Annotated in this window: 19 protein-coding genes and 1 tRNA gene; 10 read left to right on the top strand and 10 right to left on the bottom strand. The window is 63.8% G+C overall.

Annotation, left to right across the window (positions count from 1 at the left end; genetic code table 11):
- Positions 1–15: 15 nt before the first annotated feature.
- The 3 genes from ABW18_RS06305 to cynS form a co-directional block, all read right to left on the bottom strand.
- Complete coding sequence (locus ABW18_RS06305) at positions 16–777, bottom strand: M23 family metallopeptidase (protein ID WP_083444321.1); 762 nt, start codon at positions 775–777, stop codon at positions 16–18.
- 199 nt (positions 778–976) lie between these two features.
- Positions 977–1861: a formate/nitrite transporter family protein gene (locus ABW18_RS06300; RefSeq protein WP_049698170.1), complete on the bottom strand. Its 885-nt coding sequence runs from the start codon at positions 1859–1861 to the stop codon at positions 977–979.
- A gap of 27 nt (positions 1862–1888) precedes the next feature.
- Positions 1889–2335, bottom strand: coding sequence for a cyanase (gene cynS / locus ABW18_RS06295; protein ID WP_049698169.1), 447 nt, complete (start codon positions 2333–2335; stop codon positions 1889–1891).
- 202 nt (positions 2336–2537) lie between these two features.
- Here cynS and ABW18_RS06290 point away from each other — a divergent pair, with 202 nt between their 5' ends.
- Positions 2538–3338, top strand: coding sequence for a helix-turn-helix domain-containing protein (locus ABW18_RS06290; RefSeq protein WP_049698168.1), 801 nt, complete (start codon positions 2538–2540; stop codon positions 3336–3338).
- Positions 3339–3394: 56 nt separating this feature from the next.
- Here the strand turns inward: ABW18_RS06290 and ABW18_RS06285 are convergent, their stop codons facing one another.
- The 5 genes from ABW18_RS06285 to ABW18_RS06265 form a co-directional block, all read right to left on the bottom strand.
- The gene (locus ABW18_RS06285) at positions 3395–4417 is read right to left on the bottom strand and encodes an ABC transporter ATP-binding protein (RefSeq protein WP_049698167.1); all 1023 of its coding nucleotides are present in this window, start codon (positions 4415–4417) and stop codon (positions 3395–3397) included.
- A gap of 47 nt (positions 4418–4464) precedes the next feature.
- Positions 4465–5805: an ABC transporter permease gene (locus tag ABW18_RS06280; protein WP_235434299.1), complete on the bottom strand. Its 1341-nt coding sequence runs from the start codon at positions 5803–5805 to the stop codon at positions 4465–4467.
- Between the two features lie 200 nt (positions 5806–6005).
- Positions 6006–7043, bottom strand: coding sequence for an iron ABC transporter substrate-binding protein (locus ABW18_RS06275; protein WP_049698165.1), 1038 nt, complete (start codon positions 7041–7043; stop codon positions 6006–6008).
- Positions 7044–7190: 147 nt separating this feature from the next.
- Positions 7191–8966, bottom strand: a complete 1776-nt coding sequence (locus ABW18_RS06270) for a GMC family oxidoreductase N-terminal domain-containing protein (protein ID WP_049698164.1) — start codon at positions 8964–8966, stop codon at positions 7191–7193.
- The gene (locus tag ABW18_RS06265) at positions 8967–9854 is read right to left on the bottom strand and encodes a hypothetical protein (protein ID WP_049698163.1); all 888 of its coding nucleotides are present in this window, start codon (positions 9852–9854) and stop codon (positions 8967–8969) included.
- Between the two features lie 288 nt (positions 9855–10142).
- Between ABW18_RS06265 and ABW18_RS06260 the strand changes: the two genes are divergently transcribed.
- On the top strand, positions 10143–12368 hold the full coding sequence (locus tag ABW18_RS06260) for an FUSC family protein (RefSeq protein WP_049698162.1): 2226 nt from the start codon (positions 10143–10145) through the stop codon (positions 12366–12368).
- 45 nt (positions 12369–12413) lie between these two features.
- Here ABW18_RS06260 and ABW18_RS06255 read toward each other — a convergent pair.
- Positions 12414–12490 (bottom strand) — tRNA-Leu (locus ABW18_RS06255).
- Between the two features lie 153 nt (positions 12491–12643).
- Between ABW18_RS06255 and ABW18_RS06250 the strand changes: the two genes are divergently transcribed.
- The 8 genes from ABW18_RS06250 to polA all read left to right on the top strand — a co-directional run bounded on the left by ABW18_RS06250 (position 12644) and on the right by polA (position 22247).
- Complete coding sequence (locus ABW18_RS06250) at positions 12644–13267, top strand: ANTAR domain-containing response regulator (protein ID WP_200903220.1); 624 nt, start codon at positions 12644–12646, stop codon at positions 13265–13267.
- Between the two features lie 167 nt (positions 13268–13434).
- Complete coding sequence (locus ABW18_RS06245; protein ID WP_049698161.1) at positions 13435–14661, top strand: branched-chain amino acid ABC transporter substrate-binding protein; 1227 nt, start codon at positions 13435–13437, stop codon at positions 14659–14661.
- 84 nt (positions 14662–14745) lie between these two features.
- Positions 14746–15792, top strand: coding sequence for a branched-chain amino acid ABC transporter permease (locus tag ABW18_RS06240; protein ID WP_049698160.1), 1047 nt, complete (start codon positions 14746–14748; stop codon positions 15790–15792).
- Positions 15789–17024, top strand: a complete 1236-nt coding sequence (locus ABW18_RS06235; RefSeq protein ID WP_049698159.1) for a branched-chain amino acid ABC transporter permease — start codon at positions 15789–15791, stop codon at positions 17022–17024. Before ABW18_RS06240 ends, ABW18_RS06235 begins: the two co-directional genes overlap by 4 nt.
- Positions 17021–18031, top strand: coding sequence for an ABC transporter ATP-binding protein (locus ABW18_RS06230; RefSeq protein WP_049698158.1), 1011 nt, complete (start codon positions 17021–17023; stop codon positions 18029–18031). The genes ABW18_RS06235 and ABW18_RS06230 overlap by 4 nt, the downstream gene beginning before the upstream one ends.
- Entirely contained in the window at positions 18015–18785 is a 771-nt protein-coding gene (locus tag ABW18_RS06225) for an ABC transporter ATP-binding protein (RefSeq protein ID WP_049698157.1), read from the top strand. Before ABW18_RS06230 ends, ABW18_RS06225 begins: the two co-directional genes overlap by 17 nt.
- Positions 18786–18789: 4 nt before the next feature.
- The gene (locus tag ABW18_RS06220; RefSeq protein WP_049698156.1) at positions 18790–19365 is read left to right on the top strand and encodes a GNAT family N-acetyltransferase; all 576 of its coding nucleotides are present in this window, start codon (positions 18790–18792) and stop codon (positions 19363–19365) included.
- 68 nt (positions 19366–19433) lie between these two features.
- A complete protein-coding gene (gene polA / locus ABW18_RS06215) occupies positions 19434–22247 on the top strand; it encodes a DNA polymerase I (RefSeq protein WP_049698155.1) in 2814 nt (937 codons plus the stop codon).
- A gap of 10 nt (positions 22248–22257) precedes the next feature.
- Here polA and ABW18_RS06210 read toward each other — a convergent pair whose 3' ends face one another.
- Complete coding sequence (locus tag ABW18_RS06210; protein WP_049698154.1) at positions 22258–22881, bottom strand: TetR/AcrR family transcriptional regulator; 624 nt, start codon at positions 22879–22881, stop codon at positions 22258–22260.
- Between the last annotated feature and the right edge of the window lie 22 nt (positions 22882–22903).

The following is a 22903-nucleotide window of genomic DNA, read 5'->3' as shown; positions in this document are numbered from 1 at the left end:
GTCAGGGGTTGGAGGTCAGGGGTTGACCCCGCGCGATGCCAACCACGCCTGCGGGTTGATCTTCTGCTGGTTCTTGTCCCAGACCTCGTAATGCAGGTGGGGGCCAGTGGACTGTCCACGATTGCCGACGGTGGCGATCGTCTGGCCGACGTGAACCTTCTGGCCCGCCCTGACGAAGCTCTCGTTGACGTGTCCGTAGACACCGGTTGTGCCGTCGTCCTGGCGAACACGAACCCACATCCCGAAGCCCGACGCCGGGCCCGATTCGAGGACGGTGCCGTCGGTGACGGCGTGGATCGGAGTGCCGACGCGGTTGGCAATGTCGACGCCGTTGTGATGCGATCCCCAGCGGGCGCCGTACCCGGAGGTCACGGTGCCGGTGGTAGGTGCAACGGCACGCTTCTTGCCCGGTACCGACGCATTCGGGGGCAACGCGTTGCGGGTGAGTTCCTCTAGCTGCGGTGGCAGCTTGATGTTCTCGGGCAGCTTGATGTTTTCCGGAAGCTTGATGTTCTCTGGCAGCTTGATGTTCTCCGGCAACGCCACGGTCGGTGCTGCGGGCTTCGGAGCCGGCTTTGCGGCGGCCTGCGCTGCGCCAACGGAACCGAGGCCGATCACTCCGGTGATCGCGGCGACGGTCGCGGTCTTCAGCTTGAGGGTGTGCGCGTTGTTGGAAGCTGCGCGGTGCTGACCACGGCTGGCGCGAGGTGGCGAGTCAAAGACCGCACGCGTCGCGTTCGGGATCGAGTCACGGTCGGTCAATCGGTGGTGAGGCACTGCTATACGTCCGCTCTAAGTTGGTAACGCTTTGATATCGGAATGGACACGGCGAGACTATCAGACGCGCGGCTTGGGCGACATGTCGTGTTTGCCGGAGAGGCTCAGATCCGGGATCGACGCAGGTCAAGGCAGTGGCGGGGCGTCGTCGTCTACGTGTGAGACGACGACGCCCCGCGCCGTGTTACAGACGGTCCGGTTACTGCGCGGCCTGCTTTGTGTCGGTGCGCTCAACGACGGCAATGTCCTCCGTCGTGGTGCTGCTCTTCTTGGTCGCCCGGGATCGCGATGGTCGGGTCCGTCCGTGGGTGACGTAGATGACGATGCCTACGAGGGCCAGTCCTCCGACGAGGTTGCCGAGGACTGTTGGGATTTCGTTCCACAGCAGATAGTCGACGACGGTGAAGTCTCCGCCAAGCATCAGCCCGATGGGGAACAGGAACATGTTGACCACGGAGTGCTCGAAACCGAGGTAGAAGAAGACCAAGATCGGCATCCACATGGCAATCACCTTGCCGGGCAGGCTATCCGAGAGCATGGCACCGACTGCGGCGGTGGATACCATCCAGTTGCACATCACGCCCCGGATGAACAGCGCCAGCATGCCCGCGGCGCCATAGGCAGAGTAACCAACTGTCCGATTCTCGCCGATTTTCTGCAGAGCCTCACCGATAGCTCCCGCGTCGGCAGAGAAGGCGTAGGTCAGGTAGATGGCCACGAATAGTGCGGTCGTGAGTGCCCCGGCAAAGTTGCCGATGAAGACGAGTCCCCAGTTTCGCATCATCCTGCCGAACGTCACCCCGGGTCGCTTGTCCAACCAGGCGAGCGGAACGAGAGTGAACACCGCCGTCAATAGGTCGAATCCGAGTAGATAAAGCATGCAGAATCCGACAGGGAAGAGCAGGGCCCCTAGCAGCGGTTGGCCGGTTTGCGTGCTCACAGTGACCGCGAAGGCCGCAGCGAGCGCGAGAATTGCTCCCGCCATATAGGCCCGGATCAGGGTGTCACGCGTGGAAAGGTACACCTTTGACTCACCGGCGTCGACCATCCGGGTGGCGAGTTCTGCTGGTTTCACATAAGACATGTCTGCGGTCTCCTTCTCGTCGGGCCGTCACCACTGGTAGGGCAGGAACTTGCCGTCGATCGTCACGACGACGCGGTCGCCGCCCGGGTCCGAACGTCGGTCGAACGAGATGTTGCAGTTGATCGCGCTCATGATTCCGTCACCGAACTCCTCGTGGATCAGCGCTTTGAATGCTGGGCCATAGACGTTGATGAGTTCGAGGAAGCGGTAGATCGTCGGGTCGGACGCGAGATCGGAGTCGGCAACCCGGTAGGGCTGACGTTGCAGCGCCGTCGTCGTCTCCTCACTCAGAGACAGCAGATCGCGGACTGCCTCGGCCTGTTCGCGGGGGACAGGGTGGCTCCCGAGCAGTGCGGCTACCGTCCACACCAGCGGTCGATCGATGTGGTCCGCGAGCTTCTGCCATGACAGTCCGGCCGACCGACGAGCGTCGTCGACTTCGATCGCCGGGGCGGAAATTGCGTTGTGCGCCATGTCTTCTCCTGCAGTTGGTGGATCGATTGGTTGTGAACTCAGGCTGCCTCGGTGGTCGCATACCGACAATGACGATCCACGCAGCGATTCGGGCGATTCGCGCAAACCGTGCGATTTACATCCGGGTTACCGGCGTCCAACGAAATGGAAATGACCGCTTCGTAGTTTCGCGACAACCACCATCCACTCAGGGAGTCGGGACATGAGCGCAACACGAGATCTGACGAGTGCCGATCCCGGTCTGTTGTCGGCGGTCATCGAGGTCACCCCCACGCCACTTTGGGTTATCGACAGTGGCGGACGGGTCGTCCTGGCCAATCAGGCTGCCCTCGGACTCCTCGGCTATGCCTCGAGTGCCGATGTCATCGGTGCGCCGAGTCACGACACACTGCATTCCTGGCACCCGGATGGTTCGCGCTACCCGGCGGATTCCTGCCCGATTCTCGATCAGCCGAGTTCCGATCGGGCCGTCGCCGACCCCGAATGGTTCATCACCCGTGATGATCGGGCGCTACCGGTGTCGTGGTCGACTCGTCCCCTGACCGATACCGGCCACACTCTGTTGTCCTTCGCTGACGCCACCGAACAATTGGCAGCCCGATCGCGGGAGCCCGAGACCGCCTACCAACGCCAGATCCGCGCCGCGTCGGAGCGGCTCGGCGCATCATCGCGTACCCAGGTCCGCGCTCGGATCCTCGAGCAAATCCAGGAGCGGTTCACTGACCCGGACTTCGATGCGTCGACGTTGGCGCGAGAATGTCATGTGTCTCTGCGTTCGCTGCAGCAGATTCTGTCCGAGGGTGGGCACACACCTGCCGCTGAGATACGCGATCGTCGCCTTGCTCTCGCCGCCGAGATGATCACGCACGGCTCGTCAGTGCAGGCGGCAGCACGCCACAGCGGCTTCTCGGACGTCTCAACCTTCACGCGCGCCTTCCGCCGGAAGTTCGGTCATGCTCCCGGGCAGTGGGCAGCAAGATTGTCGGCCAAGCAGACCGCCTGATCCACGAACCGTGTCGATCTCTTGCCCCATAGTGAAACCTGCTGTCGCACAGACATTCACCGCGAGGGCAGAAAGTGTAAGGGTGCCTGTTGCCGATACCGGATTCTCTGGCCTCGCATCGGAAACTCGATCGTCGCAGAACCGCTGACCAGAATCGGGTCGCCGTGGGGTGTCGTTGCCGAGATCACGATGTCGCGTCCGCGGAACCGTACGTCATCAACTACAGCGGCAGGCGCGTCGTCGTCGTCGACGACATGGAGGTCATCCGGTCGGATGAGGACTCGACCGTCGCCATGGTGTTCGCGCCGTAGCTCCATCGGCCCGACCCGCGTTGCGGCGACCGAGCCGCTTGCAGTGGCGGCTAGGTCGGCGAGGTCGCCGAAGAGACGCGCCACGTCGAGATCGGCGGGTTCGACGTAGACCGTCTGCGGGGCCGCGTCCTGTCGAACGCGGCCGTCGATGAGTACGACGATGTGGTCGGCCATGGCGAGGGCTTCCTCGCGGTCGTGGGTGACGAGCAGTCCGGTCGCATTCTCCGACAGAAGAGCGCGGCGAACGTGGGATTGGAGTCTGGCTCGCAGGTCGGCATCGAGTGCCGAGAATGGTTCGTCGAGGCCGATGACCACCGGCCGGGGTGCCAGGGCTCGGGCCAGAGCGACGCGCTGGCGCTGACCTCCCGACAGCGTGGTGGGGCTTCGGTCTGCGAGATCGGTGAGGCCGGTGACGCTCAGCAACTCGTTGATCCGATCGCGCCTGCCGGGGACGCGGCGCCACCACGGGCCAAGTCCGAAACCGATGTTGCCCGCGACGCTGAGATGCTCGAAGAGCGCCCCTTCCTGGGGAACGAGTCCCATCCGGCGTCGTTCAGGAGGCGCGTGTCGGGATGCGCTCGACACCTCCTGGCCGTCGATCTCGATGCGGCCTGATCGGATCGGCTCCAAACCGCAGATCGCGCGAAGCAATGTGCTCTTACCGCATCCCGACGGCCCGACGACTGCAGTGATGCTTCCGTGCGGCACAACAAAACTCACCTCGTCAAGCGCAACGTGGTCACCGTAGGCGACACGGATCGAGTCCACGCGCACACTAGGCCGATCGTCAGGTGAGTGGTTCACGTCTGCGTGCTTCACGTCGAAGGTCCTCTGCGACTGAACAAGGTTGACAAGACGACTGTGGGTATCGAGGTCACCGCGATCAGTATCAGACCCAGAACGGCAGCACGGCCGTAGGCGAGGTCATTGTTCAGACTCCACATGTCCACGGCCAGAGTCCTGGTCCCCACGGGGGCGAGCATGAGCGTTGCGGGAAGCTCCTTGGCGACCGACACGCACGTGAGTGCCGCACCGGCGAGCATTCCGGGCGCGATCATCGGCAGCACCACGCGCAGTAGTGTTGCCATACTTCCCGCGCCCAGCGTCCGGGAGACCTCGGATACCGCGTCGGGCATGGCGTCGATGGCACTGCGCAACGGGCCGATGCTGACCGGCAGAAACAGCACCGCATAGGCGATGAGCAACAGAGCGGTTGTCTGATACCAGTCGGGGACAACCCGCAAGCCGATGAACACCATCGAGAGCGCTACCGTCACCCCTGGCAGGGCGTAACCGAGATTGGTTGCGGTGTCTACGAATCCGGACAGACGGGTGCGTGGACGCGCCGTGTAGAAGGCGACCGGAATCGCCAACAGCGTGATCACCAAGGTGGCTTGGACGGCCAGCGACAGGGTTGCCCCGATGGCAGGCAGGACGTCGTCGAGAGCGGTGTCGGCTCGTTGCGAGCGAAGAATCTGACCGATCAGTCCGGCAATCGGGAACGCGAGGCCGACGCCGATCATGCCGATCGCGAATGCCCACGCCCCGGCGTGGTCGCGGATTCCCCTCGTACGTTCCGCGTTGGCACTCGGTTCCGCGTCGCGGCGGATGAATCGTTCTCCGGCCGCGAGTGCGAGCGCCATGATCGCCAGCACGCAGCCATAGACCGCCGCCACCGTGCGATTGAAACTACCGTTGTAGGCGTTATAGATCCCGACGGTGAAGGGCTCGAAGCGCACGATCGCCGGGCCGCCGAAGTCGCTGATCGCGTAGAGCGCGACGAGTAGTGCGCCTGCGGCTACGGGGAGGCGGATACGGGGCAGTGTCACGCGGAGGAAGGCGCGTGCGGCGCCGCACCCGAGGGTGCGCGCGGCGTCCTCGGCGGATCTGCCTATTCCGGAGAGAGCAGCCACGGTAGGAAGCATCACCAGCGGATAGCACGCGAGGGTCAAGACGAGGACGGCGGCAGGGAAGCCGTAGAAGTCGGGAAGTGTTCGCACCCAGACGAATCCGGATACATACGATGGGATTGCCAGGGGAGCGGTGAGTAGTGCGACCATCAGCGGGCGGGATCTTGCCACGCCGCTGGTGAGGCACCAGGCCAATCCCACGCCGACGATCACGGACAACGCGGTAACCGCTGTCGCCAGACTCACCGTGTTCCAAAGCAATTCAGCCGTTCGAGGCCGCAGCAGATAGGAGTCGATGGTGTCGCGACCGGCTTCGGACGCTCGGACCACCAGATACACCGCAGGCGAGAGCGTCAGCGCCGCTACAGCACAGCTGAACGCAGCCAACACGATTCGCCCGGACCGCAACGATCGGTCCGGGCGAGTCAGTGAATTAGTGACCTGAATCAGATGGCGCCGACCTCGGTCAACAGCTTCTCGGTGCCTTGGACGTCGGAGAGGTCGTCGAGGTTGATCTTTGGCGGCTGCAGTTCGGACAGGGGCGGGATTCCCGCGACGTTGAGTTGGACACCCTCGATCACCGGGTACTCGCCGACCTCGGTGGCGAAGAACTCCTGAGTCTCTGGTGTCAGTAGCTGTCGGGCGAACTCGAAGGCTTGTTCCTGCTTCTTCGACGACTTCAGCACGCCGATGCCGGCGACGTTGACGAGTGCTCCGGGGTCGCCGTTGCTGAAGAAGTGCAACTTGGAAGGGACTGCAGCCGCGCCCTTCTCGTTGATCTCTTGGACCCAGTAGTAGTGGTTGGTCAGGCCGGTAGCAAGGCTGCCGGAATTGACCGCCTCGACGATGGCTCCGTTGCCGTCGAATTTCTTCGGGTCGTTTGCGAGAAACTTGGTCAGCCAGTCACGCGCACCGTCTTCCCCCCGAACCAGGCGCAGCGCGGTCACAAAGGATTTGAAGGATGCGTTGGTGGGCGCGTAACCGACCTGACCGCGAAACCGTTGCGCGAGCAGACCGTCGATACCCTCAGGGAGTTCCGATTCGCCGATGTTGTTGGGGTTGTAGATCAGCACACGGGAACGCGCGCTGGTCGGAACCCATCCACCTGTTTCGGAACGGTACGGCTCGAGTACCGCATTCTTGATGTCCTCGGGGAGCGGGGCGAGCAAGCCGGCCTCGGCCAGTGCGCCGAGCTCGCCGGCATCCTGTGCGAAGAAGAGGTCGGCCGGGCTGCGGTCGCCCTCCTCGAGGATCTGCGCGGCCTTCCTGTCGTAGGTCGCCTTGACGGGGACTGTTCCACCGACGCGTTCGATCAGAGGACCGACCAACTCCTCGGAACGGCCCGAATAGAGGACCAGCGCGGTGTCGGAGGCCGAGGCGGAGGCGTCGCCCGACCCGGAATCGTCGGAACCGCATCCGACGATCAGTCCGGAGGACAAGAGCAGGGTGCCGCCGATGACGGCCAGTTCTTTCCATGAGCGCACAGCTGGCTACTTCCTTCGAATGAATTCCGGATTCCGGACAATCACGACAAGGTGGACAATAGTGCACGCTGTTTGCTTTGGCTTGCCTTCGCGGAATTGGTCGACGGTGCCGCGACGCCCGCTCCGATCGAGACGGAGCTGCAGGGGTCAGAGCCCGAGTTCGATCATCCGCTTGGTGATTCGATCATCGGTGGTCGCGACCGGTTCGCCGGTGGCCACCCAGGGGTCGCCTCCGAAGTAGGTAGCCATGATCTTCTCCGCGGTGCGGGTGGCGAGCGCCTGGGTGGTCAGGGTGGGGTTGGGTCCGCCGAGTGAGTTGGCGAGAACCGAGTTGTCCGCGATGAATATTCGGTCGACGAATCGTGCCTCACCGCTGGGGCGCGTCACGGAATTGCGGGCCGACTCGCCCATGCGCATCGATGAGTGCACGTGGAGGAGCAGGGGAGCCCAGTCCAGCCGATATACCTTTCGCGCGCCGGCTTTCCGGAGGAGTTGCGCCGCCTTCGTCGTGATGTACTCGCGGTTGCGTCGGGTTGGGGCCGACCGCTTGCGAATGTCGATGTCGACTTTCGCGACAGCGCCGTGGGAGTCGGCCGGGAAAAGTGAAGGCACTATTCGACATTCGGGCTCGACGTGGTCGTCGGTGATGCACAAGACGTTCAGCATCCGGTCGATCCCGTGGGCCATGAAGTCGCGGAGTTCGTCCCCGGCCAGTCGTCCGGTGGGGCCGTCCCATGCGCCCCGCATCCCGCGGCCGTTGGTGTACTGGCCGCGAATACCGCTGTTGGACAACGTCATCGTGAACGCCTGGATCGCCGGGGTGACTCCGGAGTTCTCCAAGCATCCATATCCGGGGAACTCGACCCGTGCACAAGAATTGGCACCCCGCGTGTTGCCGGTGTCCTCATCGAAAAGACCTACCACCCAGTCGAACCAGTGGTCGGTGTGTCCGCGACCGACCCAGCCGTTCGGGTTCGGCAATCCACTGTTGAACCAGAGCCGCGGGCTCTCGGTAGCACCACCGGCCATCACCACGACCTCGGCGTCTTCGCGGTGTCGCGCCCCGGTGACGTTGTCTCGCCACGTCACTCCGGTGGCGCGGACGCGTCCGCGGCGCTCCTCTGTGTGAATCTGCTCGACGAACGACTCCGCGCGCAGTTCCATGGCCTTGCCGCCGCGACGAACCGCATCAGCGGCAAGGCCGAGCGGAACGTAACTGTTGTCGGTCGATCGGCGGGCGAAGAGGTTCCGTGGTGCGCGCGCTGGTTGGTAGCAACCCTGAAAACAGTGGCCGCAGAAGGTGCAACCCGTCGCCTGCGGGTAGGCGAGAAGGTTGGAATCTGTTGTGCGGCCGGCATTTCCGCCTGGATGCAAAATACAGTTCGGCTGCGGTCGAAAGGCTGCGCGGGTCGTGTCCCGTGATCGTTGCAGCGGCAACCCCAAGCCTTCGCAGCCGCGGAAGAAGACCGCCTCTTTGGTCCCCATCGGGGCAGGCTTGACCGGCAGGCTCGCTTCCACCCACTCGAGATACGGAACGAGTTCACGGTAGGTGAAGGGGAAGCGATGCGCGGTGTCGTACAGGGCGGCGTCGGCACCGCGGTAGCCGGCGAACACGCCGGGATACGGTCGCGGACTGTTGCCGAAGAAGTGTTGAGTGGTGCCGCCCACCCCACCCAATTCCCAGACGAAGCTGTTCTGTGCCCATTCGCGGTGCCAGTACGGTGTGGACCGGTCGCCCGGTCCGAAGCGGAGGAAACCGGCTGTGGGGTCGTTGGCGTCGAACTCGAGATGCGACCACTGTTTGGCGGGGTTCGCGTGGCGCGGACCACCTTCGAGCAGCAACACGTCGAGGCCCTGTCCGGCGAGTTCGGCGGCGACCACCGGGCCACCCCCACCAGCGCCGATCACAATGACGTCACGCACTCAGAACTCCTCGAATCCCTTGTAATAGCCGATGAAATCGTCGTGGCCGTCTACCAGCCCGTTGGGCCGGTATCCGGTGATGTTCCAACTGACAGGACGCCGAGACAGACGCCGTGCGGTGTAGTCGTAGAGCCGATGCTCGCTCCACACGGTGAACGCCGAACCGTCGAGCAGGATGCCCCCGACGAAGCGCAACAGGCCCGCGCCGGACCCGCGCAGCGGTTGCGGCAGCGCATTGTCGAAGACGGCGAGTAGATCGGCAGCAGGTTGTTCGACCAACTCGAATGCACGGGCTTTCGTCTGAAAGTTGGCGTTGGCGAAGGGTGAGGCAAACGGACCCGCAAGCGGTGCGCCAACGAGTAGCGCTGCGACATCCATGACCAACCCGGCGATCAGGGACAGCGGGAAGGTGCGGTCGTTGTCGCTGACGCCGAGCGCGCGGTCGACTGCCGAGGCCACCTTGTCGTCGGGAAGCTGCAGCGGCGTCACGGCCAGGTCGGTGAGCGTCACCGACAGTGCCACTGCCAGTGGCCGGAGAAGCTGGTCGCCCTGCGGTAGGAAACGGTCCACCAGGCCGACGAATTCGTCGGCCGCACCGTCAGACATCGCACCGGGGCCGCGCCCGGTGACACCCTGCTGCTTCGAGTACCGGTCGTCACCCGGCATCACCATGACCGATACGCCACGGAGCGCGTCGCGCGACGCCATGCGCAGCCCCCCGAGTATCTGTCTCGCGATGGGCGGCATGTCCAAATAGCCGTCGGGCGGGGATGGTGCGGCGCGTGCCGCCGGTGTGCGCGACAACGCGAGAACCACTGTGGCGAGACCAGACGCCCCCAACAACTGACGCCGACTGATCCCGCGGGAACCCGCGGAAGAATCGGACATCTACAGAATCGCCGTGTTGTGGGTCACATTGCGAGGCTACGGCACGAACGCCGGGAAAGTCGCTTTTGCCGCGGGGCGTCGTCGCGTACTTGAGTTTCCCCAGCTAGGTACCGGGCCATGGCAGGCAGATGCCTCGCTGCCGCGGACACGCAGTCGCCATGCGAGGTCGTATGTTCGCACATGCCATCTCAAAGCTGATCTCGTTCGCCGGGATGATGGCTCGCAAGTTAGCGCCCGTTATTGGGCGGATCGAGGCCTATTTCGGGCGCGTGCGCGACACTGAGTGGCGTGTCGACGTTCCTTCACCGGCTACCGCAACCGGTACAGATCTGGAGCCCACGGCATCTGCTGCGACTGGCCGACGCGGCCGATCCGGGAAGGCAACGGCTGCACGACGCGACTCTGGTCACCTCCGCGGTTGCGCTGTCTACCGGGGCGACATGGGTTCTGGTAGCCACGGGACACGCGGACCAGTCGATGCTCGTGATCCCCATCATCACCGCTTTGGTGTGCACGAACTCCACCAAGGACGCCACTCCCCAGGCGCGACTCGTCACCGCCGGTCTTCAACTCATCCTCGCTTTGCTCTTTGCGACGCTCGCCGCGCTGCTCGAGCCGTACCGCCTCGCGGCGGTCGCGGTGTTCGTCGCGGTGGCAGGCCTGTCGGTGTGGGTTCGACGATTCGGGCCGCGGGGTGGAGCGCTGGGATTCGCAGCTTTCTTTCCGTACTTCCTCACTCTGCTGTTACGCCTGGACCACACCCAGCTGCCCGTGCTGTGGCTGGTGATCGCCGTCACCATGGGCGTCGGAGTGCTTCTGCGTGCGGCGTTGCTTCGTGAGCGGCCGCAGCGTCAGATCACGTTGCTGCTCAGGGAGTTTCGCATCGCGGCCGACACCGCCCTGCTCGCCGCGCAGCGCGTCACCAGCCTGTCCGGCCGCCCGCATATCGAGCGCGACCTCGCCCGGCTCGGTGGAATCTCCCTCGCGATCGATGACTGGCAGTCACGGTTCGACACGCATCGCTACCTACATTGCGAATCACAAACTCTCGCCGACCTTGTCGTGGATGCGCAGATCTCGGTGGAGCAGGTGTGCAGTCAGCTCGTTGCCGACAGGTTCGGCGACGCGTCGCAGACAAACGACGGCGCACTGCCACGAAACACATTGCTCGTCAACGCGATCACCGATCTGCACACCGTTCTGGCCAAGGACGTCGACGTCGAAGCGAGCCGCGCCGCGGCACGTCGGGCGAAACGAACCGAGTCCCTCGTGGACCTCAGCGAGGAGGGCGGACTGGCCACGCTGGAGATCTCGCGCTGTGTACGCACGTGGCATGCGCTCAATGAACTGACCGCGTCGGCGCGCGACTCCGAGGCGATGCCCCCTGACGACGCCACCGACGGTCATCGCGAGCACCACCGTCCACGTCTCGGGCCGGCAACCCTAGGCATCTCGGCACCGCCCTGGAAACTGCAGCACTGGCGCAACTGGGAGCCCACGTCGCGGCTGGCTGTTCAGGTGATGTTCGCGACTGCCCTGGCTTCCGTCGTAGGCGAGGCCATTTCCGCTTCCCGCTGGTACTGGGCCGTTCTGACCGCGTTCATCGTCTTCATCAAGGCCAGCACGCGAGCGGCCGTGCTGACCCGCGCGATGGACCGGATCGTCGGCACCCTGCTGGGAGTCGTGATCGGGGCGCTCGTGGTGGTGGTCGCGAACCATCACGTGATCCCCGAACTGATCCTCGGCGTGCTCTGCGTCTTCCTCGCAAGCTACTTCGGCCCGATTCAGTACACCTACCTGGTGGCGTTCATCACCGTGATGATCGCTGCGTTGTTCGATCTGCTCGGCGTCTTCGACATGCGGCTGCTCGTCGTGCGCGTCGAGGAGACCGTGGCGGGATCGCTGATCGGGGTGGTCTGCGCCTACTTGATTCTCTCGACCAATTCGCGACCCATGCTCATCGATTCCATCGCCAAGTACTTCGACGCCCTGGACGACGCCCTCGCCTGCGTTGCCACCGGACTCACCACTGCGGGCGAGCGTCATCAGATCACCGAGGCCGCTCGACGCCTCGAGCAAGCCAAGGTCGACGTCGAATCCGCCTGTTCGTCAACACGAGCTGTCGCACTTCTGGAGCCACGGTCATCCACTGCGGCAGTCCGACAACCGATCGTGGCGATTCATCATTGCGCACACTCGCTGTTGATCGCGGCCATCGTTGTCTCCGGGTCCGAGCCACCACAGGTCTTCACAGGTACCGACGCCACCGATATCCGCGAGGCACTGGACCGAATCCGGGAGCGGGCCAAGATGACTCGAGCAGCGCTCAGTGGCGAAGCGGAGTCGGCAGTAGACCCCGCCCGTATCCCCGTCATCTCACTACTCGCCAAGCTGAACGTGGAGCCGGATACTCCGCGCGGCGAGGCGATCGTGGCAGCGTCGCGCCTCAATCAGGTGCTGGAGGATCTGGACCAGACAGCGACCAAGGTGCCGGATGCTGCTGAGCAGCAATGAGACCAGCGATAGAAACGAATAAACCCCTGCTGAACAGGGGTTTCGTGGTGCCCTCGGTGAGACTCGAACTCACACTGGACGGGTTTTGAATCCGTTGCCTCTGCCAATTGGGCTACGAGGGCATCTGCCGCCGCGAGCGGCTGCAACAGACAACTGTAGATGATCGGCCGGAAGCGGCGTGAGCCGGTACGCTTCGGAGCATTGATGCTGGTCGCAAGCGAGTGGATTCGGCCGGTTACGACCGCTCTGGTCAACTCGATGTGGAGGAGGGATTGGTGACTGTGGTGGAGAATGTTCCGGCCCAGGCCGAGGACAAGCAGACTGCACACAAGGTGCTCGTCGCCGAGGACGACTCGCTGATCCGGATGGATCTCATCGAGATGCTCCGCGAGGAGGGCTACGACGTGGTGGGCGAGGCACCCAACGGGCAGGCGGCTGTCGATCTCACCGAGAAGCTTTCGCCCGATCTCGTCATCATGGACATCAAGATGCCGGTCCGCGACGGGATCGACGCCGCCACCGAGATCGCACAAAAGCGGTTGGCGCCAGTGGTGATGTTGACGGCGTTCAGCCAGCGCGACTTCATCGAGAGAGCCCGAGATGCCGGTGCTATGGCGTACTTGGTGAAGCCATTCTCCAAAGCCGATCTCGTTCCCGCCATCGAGGTTGCGGTCAGTCGCTATCACGAACTGAAGATGCTTGAAAAAGAAGTTGCGACAATGCAGGACCGACTCGAAACTCGCAAGCTGGTCGAGCGCGCCAAGGGATTGCTCATGGAGAAGCAGTCGTTGTCAGAACCGGAGGCGTTCAAGTGGATTCAGCGCGCAGCGATGGATCGTCGTACCACGATGAAGGCCGTCGCGCAGGTCGTCGTCGAAACGTTGGGACCCACAGACTGACCCCTGAGTCGGCCGCGTTAAATCTGTGAAAACGCGTCGACGGTGACTAGCGGATTTCTCTTTCATTGCCCCACGCAAACTCGTATCTCGGTCTATGTTTTCTCAAGGTCTCCTCAGTAGACCTCCCGGCCACAGGGGGTCGGGTGGCTGGACGAGAGGTAGTAAAGATGCATCGTCGCGTGACGACCGCAGCGCTAGGGGCGACGCTGGCCGCTGTGCTCGCCGTTTCGGCATGTAGCAGTAAGTCGACCGACTCGGATTCGTCATCGAGTGGGTCGGCATCAGCGGGGTCGGGGCTCACCATTTCGGCTCTCGCCCAGATCGATACGGCGGGCAAGGAACAGCCGAAGGCATCGGATGCGGAAGCTCTCGATCCGTCCTCGCCGAGCGGACAGAAGTGCGACCCGGCGACCATCGCGATGGCGGGAGCATTGACCGGCGCCGACGCGGCTCTTGGTATCAACATCGTCGACGGTGCGCAGCTCGCCGTGGACCAGCACAACAAGGCCAACCCCGACTGCAAGATCACCCTCAAGCGTTTCGACACCGAAGGTGACCCACAGAAGGCAACACAGGTTGCGCCGACCATCACCAATGACGACTCGATCATCGGATTGATCGGTCCGGCGTTCTCCGGTGAGACCAAGGCAACCGGCGGCATCTTCAACCAGGCCGGACTCGTCTCGGTGACCGCTTCGGCCACCAACCCGACGCTCACCGACAACGGCTGGAAGACCTTCTACCGCGGCCTTGCCAACGACGATATTCAGGGCCCCGCCGTCGCGAAGTACCTGACCGGGACCAAGGGCAAGAAGAAGGTCTGCGTCATCAAGGACGACACCGATTATGGTGCCGGTCTGGAAAAGGCCGTCACCAGTGCGCTCGGCTCTGCTGCTGACGCCGGCTGCTCGGGCGACGTCAAGAAGGGGGAGCGCGACTTCTCCGCGATCATCTCGAAAGTCACTGCGGCACAGCCGGATGCGGTCTTCTACGCGGGCTACTACGCAGAGGCGGCGCCGCTCGCGCAGCAGCTCAAGTCCGCTGATCCGAATATCCTCTTCGTCTCGGGTGACGGCGCGAACGATCCGCAGTTCACCGCGCAGGCCGGCGATGCTGCCAAGGGCGCACTGCTCTCATGCCCGTGTGGCCCCGCTCCCGACAAGTTCGCTTCGGACTACAAGGCAGCGTTCAACCAGCCGCCCGGCGTGTACTCCGTTGAGGCATACGACATCGCGACGATCATGATGAAGGGCATCGAGGAGGGCAACAACACCCGTCCCAAGCTGCTCGAGTACATCAGCAAGTACAACGGCACCGGACTGGCCCGTAAGTACTCGTGGACACCGAAGGGTGAACTCACCACATCACTGATCTGGGTATACGAGGTCAAGTAAGTACGACACCACCGCGCCCGGCCGTCGATCACGGCGGCCGGGCGCGGTTCGTGTCTGCGACTTTTCGACGATTGAGGGGATCGTATGACCGCCACACTTCTGGTGGCACAGACGTCGACCGCAGTGGCATCCACGATCGGGTTCGACTACCACTCGCTGTTCGACGGGTTCTGGGGTCTGACCATCGAGGGGCTGACCTACGGATCGGTGTACGCGCTTGTCGCAGTTGGATACACACTCGTCTACGGCGTGCTCCGACTGATCAACTTTGCGCATTCCGAGGTCTTCATGCTCGGCATGTTCGGTACCTACATCGGACTGCTGTTGTTGGGCTTCACGCCGTCGGGTAACACGTACTCCGAGGGGACGGTCATGACGATCGTCTACCTCGTCCTCGCGGGGATGTGCGGCATGATCGTGGCGGGCGGCGCGGCGGTCGGACTGGAGTTCGTTGCTTATCGGCCTCTGCGTCGACGCGGCGCGAAGCCGCTGGCGTTCCTCATCACCGCGATCGGAATGTCGTTCGTACTGCAGGAATTCGTGCATTACGTGCTACCGAAGTTCCCGGTCGACCCGCCGCTGGGCGGCTCAACGGCACAGCCGACGATCCGACTGGTTCAGCCGGTCGAGCAGTTCACGATCTTCGGCGCACCGGTGTTCAACATGACGATGGTGATCATCGGCTCGGCCCTGGTGCTGGCACTCGGCGTCGATTTCCTGATCAACAAGACCCGGCTGGGACGTGGAATCCGTTCGGTCGCACAGGATCCCGATGCCGCGCTGCTGATGGGCGTCTCCCGTGACCGCATCATCCTGGTGACCTTCCTCATCGGTGGCCTGTTGGCGGGCGCTGCGGCGCTGCTCTACACGCTGCGAGTTCCGACCAACATCGTCTACAACGGCGGCTTCATCCTCGGCATCAAGGCGTTCTGCGCCGCGGTGCTCGGTGGAATCGGCAACGTGCGGGGCGCCCTCTTGGGAGGCTTGTTGCTCGGTGTGATGGAGAACTACGGTTCGGTGCTCTTCGGAAATCAGTGGAAGGACGTGGTGGCCTTCGTTCTCCTGATCCTGGTGTTGATGTTCCGTCCAACCGGAATACTCGGTGAAAAGCTGGGGAAGGCGCGAGTATGACGACATCAGACAATGTGGCGTCAGAGAATGCGGCGTCGACACAATTGACCACGCCTCCGCCGCGCGGCCTCGGCGACCGGATACGTACTTGGTGGGACAGCCTGCCTCGCGTGCAGCAGTGGCTGCTCGGCGTACCGCTCATCATCCTTCTCGCGCTTCTTCCGGTCATCAAACCGCCACTGATCACGACGACGGCGACCAACTTCGGTGTGGTCATGGCGACGTTCGCCATGACGGCATTGATCGCCATCGGACTCAACGTCGTGGTCGGCCAGACGGGTCTCCTCGACCTCGGATACGTCGGCTTCTACGCGGTGGGCGCCTACGTCGTCGCGTTGCTGACGAGTCCGGCAAGTCCGTTGTGGGACAGCGAGGATCACGGATTCTTCTCGGGGCCATGGGCGTGGCTCGCGTGCGTCCCCCTCGCGATCATCATCACCGGTCTCACAGGACTGGTCCTCGGTACCCCGACCTTGCGCGTGCGAGGTGACTACCTGGCGATTGTCACCTTGGGATTCGGTGAGATCGTCCGCTTGCTTGCAGACAACCTGTCAGACATCACCAACGGTGCGTCGGGTCTGCAGGGTGTTCTGTTCCCCGAGCTCGGGCGGTCCGACGAGCATCCCGACGGCGTGTTCTCCGTCGGCAACAACAGCCCGACCACGAACTACGGTGTCTGGTGGTACTGGCTGGGAATCGTCGCGGTCATCCTCGTGCTGATCATCGTCGGCAATCTGGAACGCAGCCGCGTCGGACGCTCGTGGGTCGCGATTCGCGAAGACGAGGACGCCGCCGAGATCATGGGCGTGCCCACGTTCAAGTACAAGCTGTGGGCGTTCGTGATCGGCGCGGGTATCGGCGGGCTGTCGGGCGCGGTTTACGCGGGACAGGTGCAGTACGTCGATCCCAAAGCCTTCACCGTCATCAACTCGATGCTCTTCCTGTGTGCCGTCGTGCTCGGCGGACAGGGCAACAAGCTCGGCGTGATCGCCGGTGCGTTCATCATCGTCTACCTGCCCGCTCGGGTGCAGGGCATCGAGGTGGGCGGGCAGTCGCTCAGCGAGTTCAAATACCTGTTCTTCGGCATCGCCCTCGTGGTGCTGATGATCTTCCGGCCACAAGGTCTCTTCCCGGCGCGAGCTCGATTGTTGACTTTCGGTCGCAAGGTCTATGCCGCAGTCCGTCGTAACCCCAACCCGCTACCGTCGGGAAGTGAGGAGGCGCACGCATGACGCACAGGACACCTGACGAACCCGAAGGCGATCACACCGACGACACGACGCCGCGTGTCGATGTCAGCAAAGCGAATTCCGGTCCTGACAACGCCGAACAGATCGAGGAGGTGCTCGCCGACCCCGAGTCGACGGCCGTCGTCGATCCCGCCGCGGTCGACCCGCAACTCGCCGATCCCGAAGCTGTCGCCGAAGCCGTTGCGCCGCAACGAGACATCGCAACAGCGGAGGGTGAGCCGCTGTTGAAGGTCAACGGATTGACAGTCGAGTTCGGTGGACTGGCAGCACTTGACGACGTCACGTTCGACATCAAGCGCGGCGAGATCCTCGGCCTGATCGGACCCAACGGCGCAGGCAAGACGACGTGCTTCAACGCGATCACCGGGGTCTATCGCCCGACTCGTGGAACGGTGACATTCGACGGCGCGCCGTTGGGGAAGATGTCGCAGCACAAGATCACTCGGAAGGGGATCGCGCGTACCTTCCAGAACGTGCGGCTCTGGGGTGAGATGACCGCTCTGGAGAACGTCGCCGTCGGCACCGACGCCCGACACAAATCGTCTGTCTTCAGCGCGATCATGCGCACACCCCGGCTGTACCGCGAGGAACACGACGCCGTCGACCGCGGGATGGCGCTGCTCGAGTTCGTCGGAATCGGTGCGCGCGCGGCCGAGAAGGCGTCGAATCTCCCGTACGGAGACCAACGTCGGCTCGAGATCGCTCGCGCATTGGCGACCGAACCCAAGCTGCTGTGCCTCGACGAGCCTGCGGCGGGCTTCAATCCGAGCGAGAAGTCGGCGCTGATGGAGTTGATTCAGAAGATCCGTGAGGACGGCTATACCGTGCTGCTCATCGAGCACGACATGCGCTTGGTCATGGGAGTGACCGATCGCATCGTCGTCCTCGAATTCGGCCGCAAAATCGCCGACGGATCACCGCGTGAGGTTCGCGAGAATCCCGCCGTCGTCGCTGCATACCTGGGAGTTCCAGATGACCAAATCGCCTGACCTCAGCAAGGATTCGGCTTCGACGACCTCCAAGGCGCCGGTGCTGGAGATGACCGACGTCGTCATTCACTACGGCCGAATCCAAGCGCTGCACGGCATCTCGCTTCGTGTCGACGAGGGCGAGCTGGTCACTCTCCTCGGAGCCAACGGCGCAGGAAAATCCACCACGATGCGCGGGATATCCGGTCTGCTCAAACTGAGTCAGGGAGACATCAAGTTTCACGGTGAGTCGATCACCAAACTGGCCCCGCACGAGCGAGTGGCACGGGGAATCATCCAGGTTCCCGAGGGCAGGCACATCTTCCCTGGAATGACCGTGCTCGAGAATCTCGACATGGGTTGCTATGGAAGGAAATTCGACTCCAAGGCTGCCTACAGTCAGGCTCTCGACCAGGTCTTCGACCTGTTCCCGAGGTTGGCGGAACGACGTAAGCAATACGGCGGCACCATGTCCGGTGGCGAGCAGCAGATGCTCGCGATCGGTCGTGGACTGATGGCGCGCCCCAATCTGCTGCTACTCGACGAACCGTCAATGGGTTTGGCGCCCATGGTGATTCAGCAGATCTTCTCGATCATCGCGCAGATCAACGCTGAGGGAACCACGATCTTGCTCGTCGAGCAGAACGCTCAGCAGGCATTGAGCCGATCTGACCGGGGCTACATCCTGGAGACCGGCACGATTCTGAAAGAAGGGCCGGGCAAAGAGCTACTCGTCGACGATGCGGTGCGTGAGGCGTATCTCGGCGTAGCCTGACGCGGTGACCGCCTACGCCATCGAGGGCTCATCGGACAACAAGCTCGTCAGCGAGATACTCGGAGAGGCGTTCGCCGACGATCCGGTGATGCGGTGGTTGCAACCCGACACCACCAGGTACGCGGCCCTGTATCGCGCGTTGTTGACCGCGGGTCACGGCTCGCGCGGACGTCGCGACGTGTGCTTCGACGGCGACCGCGCAGTCGGCGCCGCGGTGTGGGACCCGCCGGGGTTTCGGCCCTCGAGCGGCCGCCAACTGTTGGCGGTTCCGCGCTTCCTCTCGGCTCTGGGCGGGCGCTACCGTCGCGGCCAGCTGCTCGAGGAGATGTTCGCCGGGTATCGGCCGCGCGAACCGCACTGGTACCTGGCATTTGTCGGTGCCACCGTGCATGGGCGCGGCGTCGGAAGCACGCTGCTGCGCGCCGGGATGGAGTCGGTCGTCGGCCCCGCGTATCTGGAGAGCTCGAATGAGGCGAACATCCCGCTGTACGAGCGATTCGGTTTCACAGTGACCGCAGAGGTGACGCTGCCTGAGAACGGACCTACGGTGTGGCCGATGTACCGCCGCGCGCCTGGCTGAGGATTCGCAAGGGGCCGCGGACTTGCCGGGGGTGAGGCGTGTCGGGAGGCGTCACTAGACTCAGCGGTGTGAGTCCTGCGCAGAGTGCACCCGTGAAGAGTTCCGACGGCACAGCCGCTGCCGGCAAGGCCGCGCCGTCGACGTCGTCGCGATCGAGTCAGAAGGGTGGCAAGGATAAGCGTCAGCCGACGTTGATGCTGCTCGACGGGCACTCTCTTGCCTACCGGGCTTTCTTCGCACTTCCCGCCGAGAACTTCAAAACTGCGGCCGGGCAGACGACCAACGCGGTCTACGGCTTTACCTCCATGTTGATCAACCTGCTCCGCGACGAGGAACCGACACACGTCGCAGCGGCGTTCGACGTCTCGCGCAAGACCTTCCGCTCGGAGATGTTCCCCGAGTACAAGGCACAACGATCCAAGTCGCCCGACGAGTTCAACGGGCAGGTCGATCTGACCAAAGAGGTTCTCGACGCCCTCGGAATCCCCGTCATGGCGATCGAGGGCTACGAGGCCGACGACATCATCGCGACACTGGCCACGCAGGCAGAAGCGCAGGGCTACAAGGTGCTCGTCGTCACCGGCGACCGTGACTCGCTGCAGCTTGTCGACGACTCGGTGACGGTGTTGTACCCGCGCAAGGGCGTGTCGGAGCTGACCCGCTTCACACCCGAAGAGGTCGAGAAGAAGTACGGGCTCACACCCACGCAGTATCCCGACTACGCGGCGCTGCGCGGCGACCCGAGCGACAACCTGCCCGGCATCCCGGGCGTGGGGGAGAAGACGGCGTCGAAGTGGATTCGTGAGTACGGTTCTCTCGCTTCACTCATCGATCATGTCGACGAGGTGAAGGGAAAGGTCGGCGACGCATTGCGTGCGCACTTGGCGTCGGTGCAGACGAATCGCCAGCTCACCGAGCTCGTCCGCGACATGCAGTTGCCCGCGACTCCCGACGAGCTGGCGATGGTCGGCTGGGACCGTGACCGCATCCACCAACTCTTCGACGACCTTGAGTTCCGTGTCCTGCGCGATCGTCTGTTCTCGACGCTCAGTTCCGTCGAACCGGAAGCGGAATCAGGGTTTGAACTCGACGGGTCGATCCTCGGCGAAGGTGAGGTTCGCGACTGGCTCGACGCGCACGCTCGTACCGGTCGCAGCGGCCTCACGGTCACCGCGCCGCATCAGGTCGTCGGCGCTGACGTGACCGGTGTCGCGATAGCCGCGGCCGACGGTTCCTCGGGCTACGTCGACGTCACAGCGCTCGGACCGGACGACGAGAAGGCGCTCGGCGAGTGGTTTGCCGATTCGTCGGTCGAGAAGGCGCTGCACGAGACGAAATGGGCCATCCACGCGCTGCGGTCGCGCGGGTGGACGCTCGCCGGCGTCACCAGCGACACCGCCCTCGCCGCGTACCTCGTGCGGCCCGGCCAACGAACCTTCAACCTCGACGATCTCGCGCTGCGCTACCTACGACGCGAACTGCGAGCCGACGATGGCGCCGACTCCGGTCAGCTCTCGCTCCTCGACGACGATGGCGGGGCGGGCAAGATCGCCGAGCAGGCGATGCTCGAAGCGCGAGCTGTCGCCGAACTCGCCGACACCCTCGACACCGAGCTGGACCGCATCGACTCCAAGCCGCTGCTCACCGAGATGGAGTTGCCCCTGCTGTTCGTGCTCGCCGACCTCGAGGCCGCGGGCATCGCGGTCGACGTCGAGCACTTCGGGCAGCTCGAGGAAACGTTCTCCGAGCGCATCCGGACGGCCGCGGAGGCCGCCTACGAGGTGATCGGCGAGCAGATCAACCTCGGCTCTCCCAAGCAATTGCAGACGGTGCTGTTCGACAAGTTGGACATGCCCAAGACCAAGAAGACCAAGACCGGATACACGACCGACGCCGACGCGCTGCAGACCCTCTACGAGAAGACCGAGCATCCGTTCCTCGCGTATCTTCTCGAACACCGCGATGCCACGCGACTCAAGGTGACCGTCGACGGTCTGCTCAAGTCTGTGGCCGACGACGGCCGCATCCACACGACCTTCAACCAGACCGTCGCGGCGACGGGTCGTCTGTCGTCGACCGAACCCAACCTGCAGAACATTCCGGTCCGTACGGAGGCAGGCAGGGAGATCCGTCACGGATTCGTTGTCGGCTCCGACAACGGCCCCGGCGGGACCGGCAAGCCCTACGAGACGCTCATGACGGCTGACTACAGCCAGATCGAAATGCGCATCATGGCTCACCTCTCCGGCGATGCAGGCCTCATCGAGGCGTTCAACACCGGAGAAGATCTCCACAACTTCGTCGGGTCACGAGCGTTCGGAGTGCCGATCGACGCGGTGACCACCGAGATGCGGCACCGCGTCAAGGCAATGTCGTACGGCCTCGCGTACGGACTCTCGGCGTTCGGGCTCGCGGCGCAGCTGCGGATCAGTCGCGACGAAGCCAAGGAACAGATGGAGGCCTACTTCGACCGCTTCGGTGGAGTGCGGGACTACCTCCATGACGTCGTCGTCGAGGCACGCCGAAACGAGTACACCGCAACGCTTTTCGGTCGACGCCGCTATCTGCCCGACCTCAACAGCGACAATTGGCAACGGCGCCAGGCGGCAGAGCGGATGGCGCTGAACGCTCCGATCCAGGGCACGGCCGCCGACATCATCAAGGTCGCCATGATCAACGTGCACAAGCGCCTCGCCGCCGAGAAGCTTGCCTCCCGCATGTTGCTCCAGGTCCACGACGAACTCGTCGTCGAGGTCGCCGAGGGCGAACGCGAACAGGCCGAGAAGGTGGTTCGTGAAGAGATGGGCAACGCTATCGATCTGTCTGTGCCACTGGAGGTTTCGGTCGGCTTCGGTCGCTCGTGGGACGACGCCGCGCACTGAGGCGGGTCGCTCAGGTCCGGGATGCGCGGGCCAGTTCGCTCTCGAGGCCGGTGATGGCCAAGTCGACCGTCAGCTCGAACGCCTCATCAGCGCGCACACGTCCCGTTGGCGCCGCTGACAATGCGCGCCCGAGGGCGCTGTCAGCAGCGACGCCGTCGACCGACCACACCTCGTCGGGTGCGCCGACGTCGAGCGCCGACCCGAGCGCGATGGTGTCGAGAAATGTGATGACGTGCAACACCCGATCGATCGGGAACCCGGCGTCGACGAGCTTCTGCGCCAATCGGTCGTAGCCGCGCAGCACTTCGGGTGCGCGGACCGTTTGCGCCGTGAGTGCGCGTACCAGTTCGGGGTGGGCGCCGAAGCCTGCGCGGTATCCGATCAGCCACTGCCGAACCACCTCGCGCCAGTCCTCGGGCCACACGATCGCCACCGAGAGTTCCTCGGCGATCACCCCGCGGATGAGCTCGAGGAGTTGCTCGCGGCTCGCCACGTGGTGATACAGCGACGACACCGCGACATTGAGGCGCTTCGCAATGCCGGGCATGGTGAACGAGCCGTCGGAGTCGAGCGCATCGAGTGCCGCTCGGGCAATGGTGTCCGGGTCGAGGATCGGCGTGTGCGGTCGAGGCATTCCGTAAGCCTAGTGACTCGCC

The organism is Gordonia jacobaea, assembly GCF_001186365.1.
Classification (GTDB): domain Bacteria; phylum Actinomycetota; class Actinomycetes; order Mycobacteriales; family Mycobacteriaceae; genus Gordonia; species Gordonia jacobaea.
The sequence above is the reverse complement of the archived record's forward strand: the minus strand, read 5'-3'. Positions and strand labels throughout refer to the sequence as shown.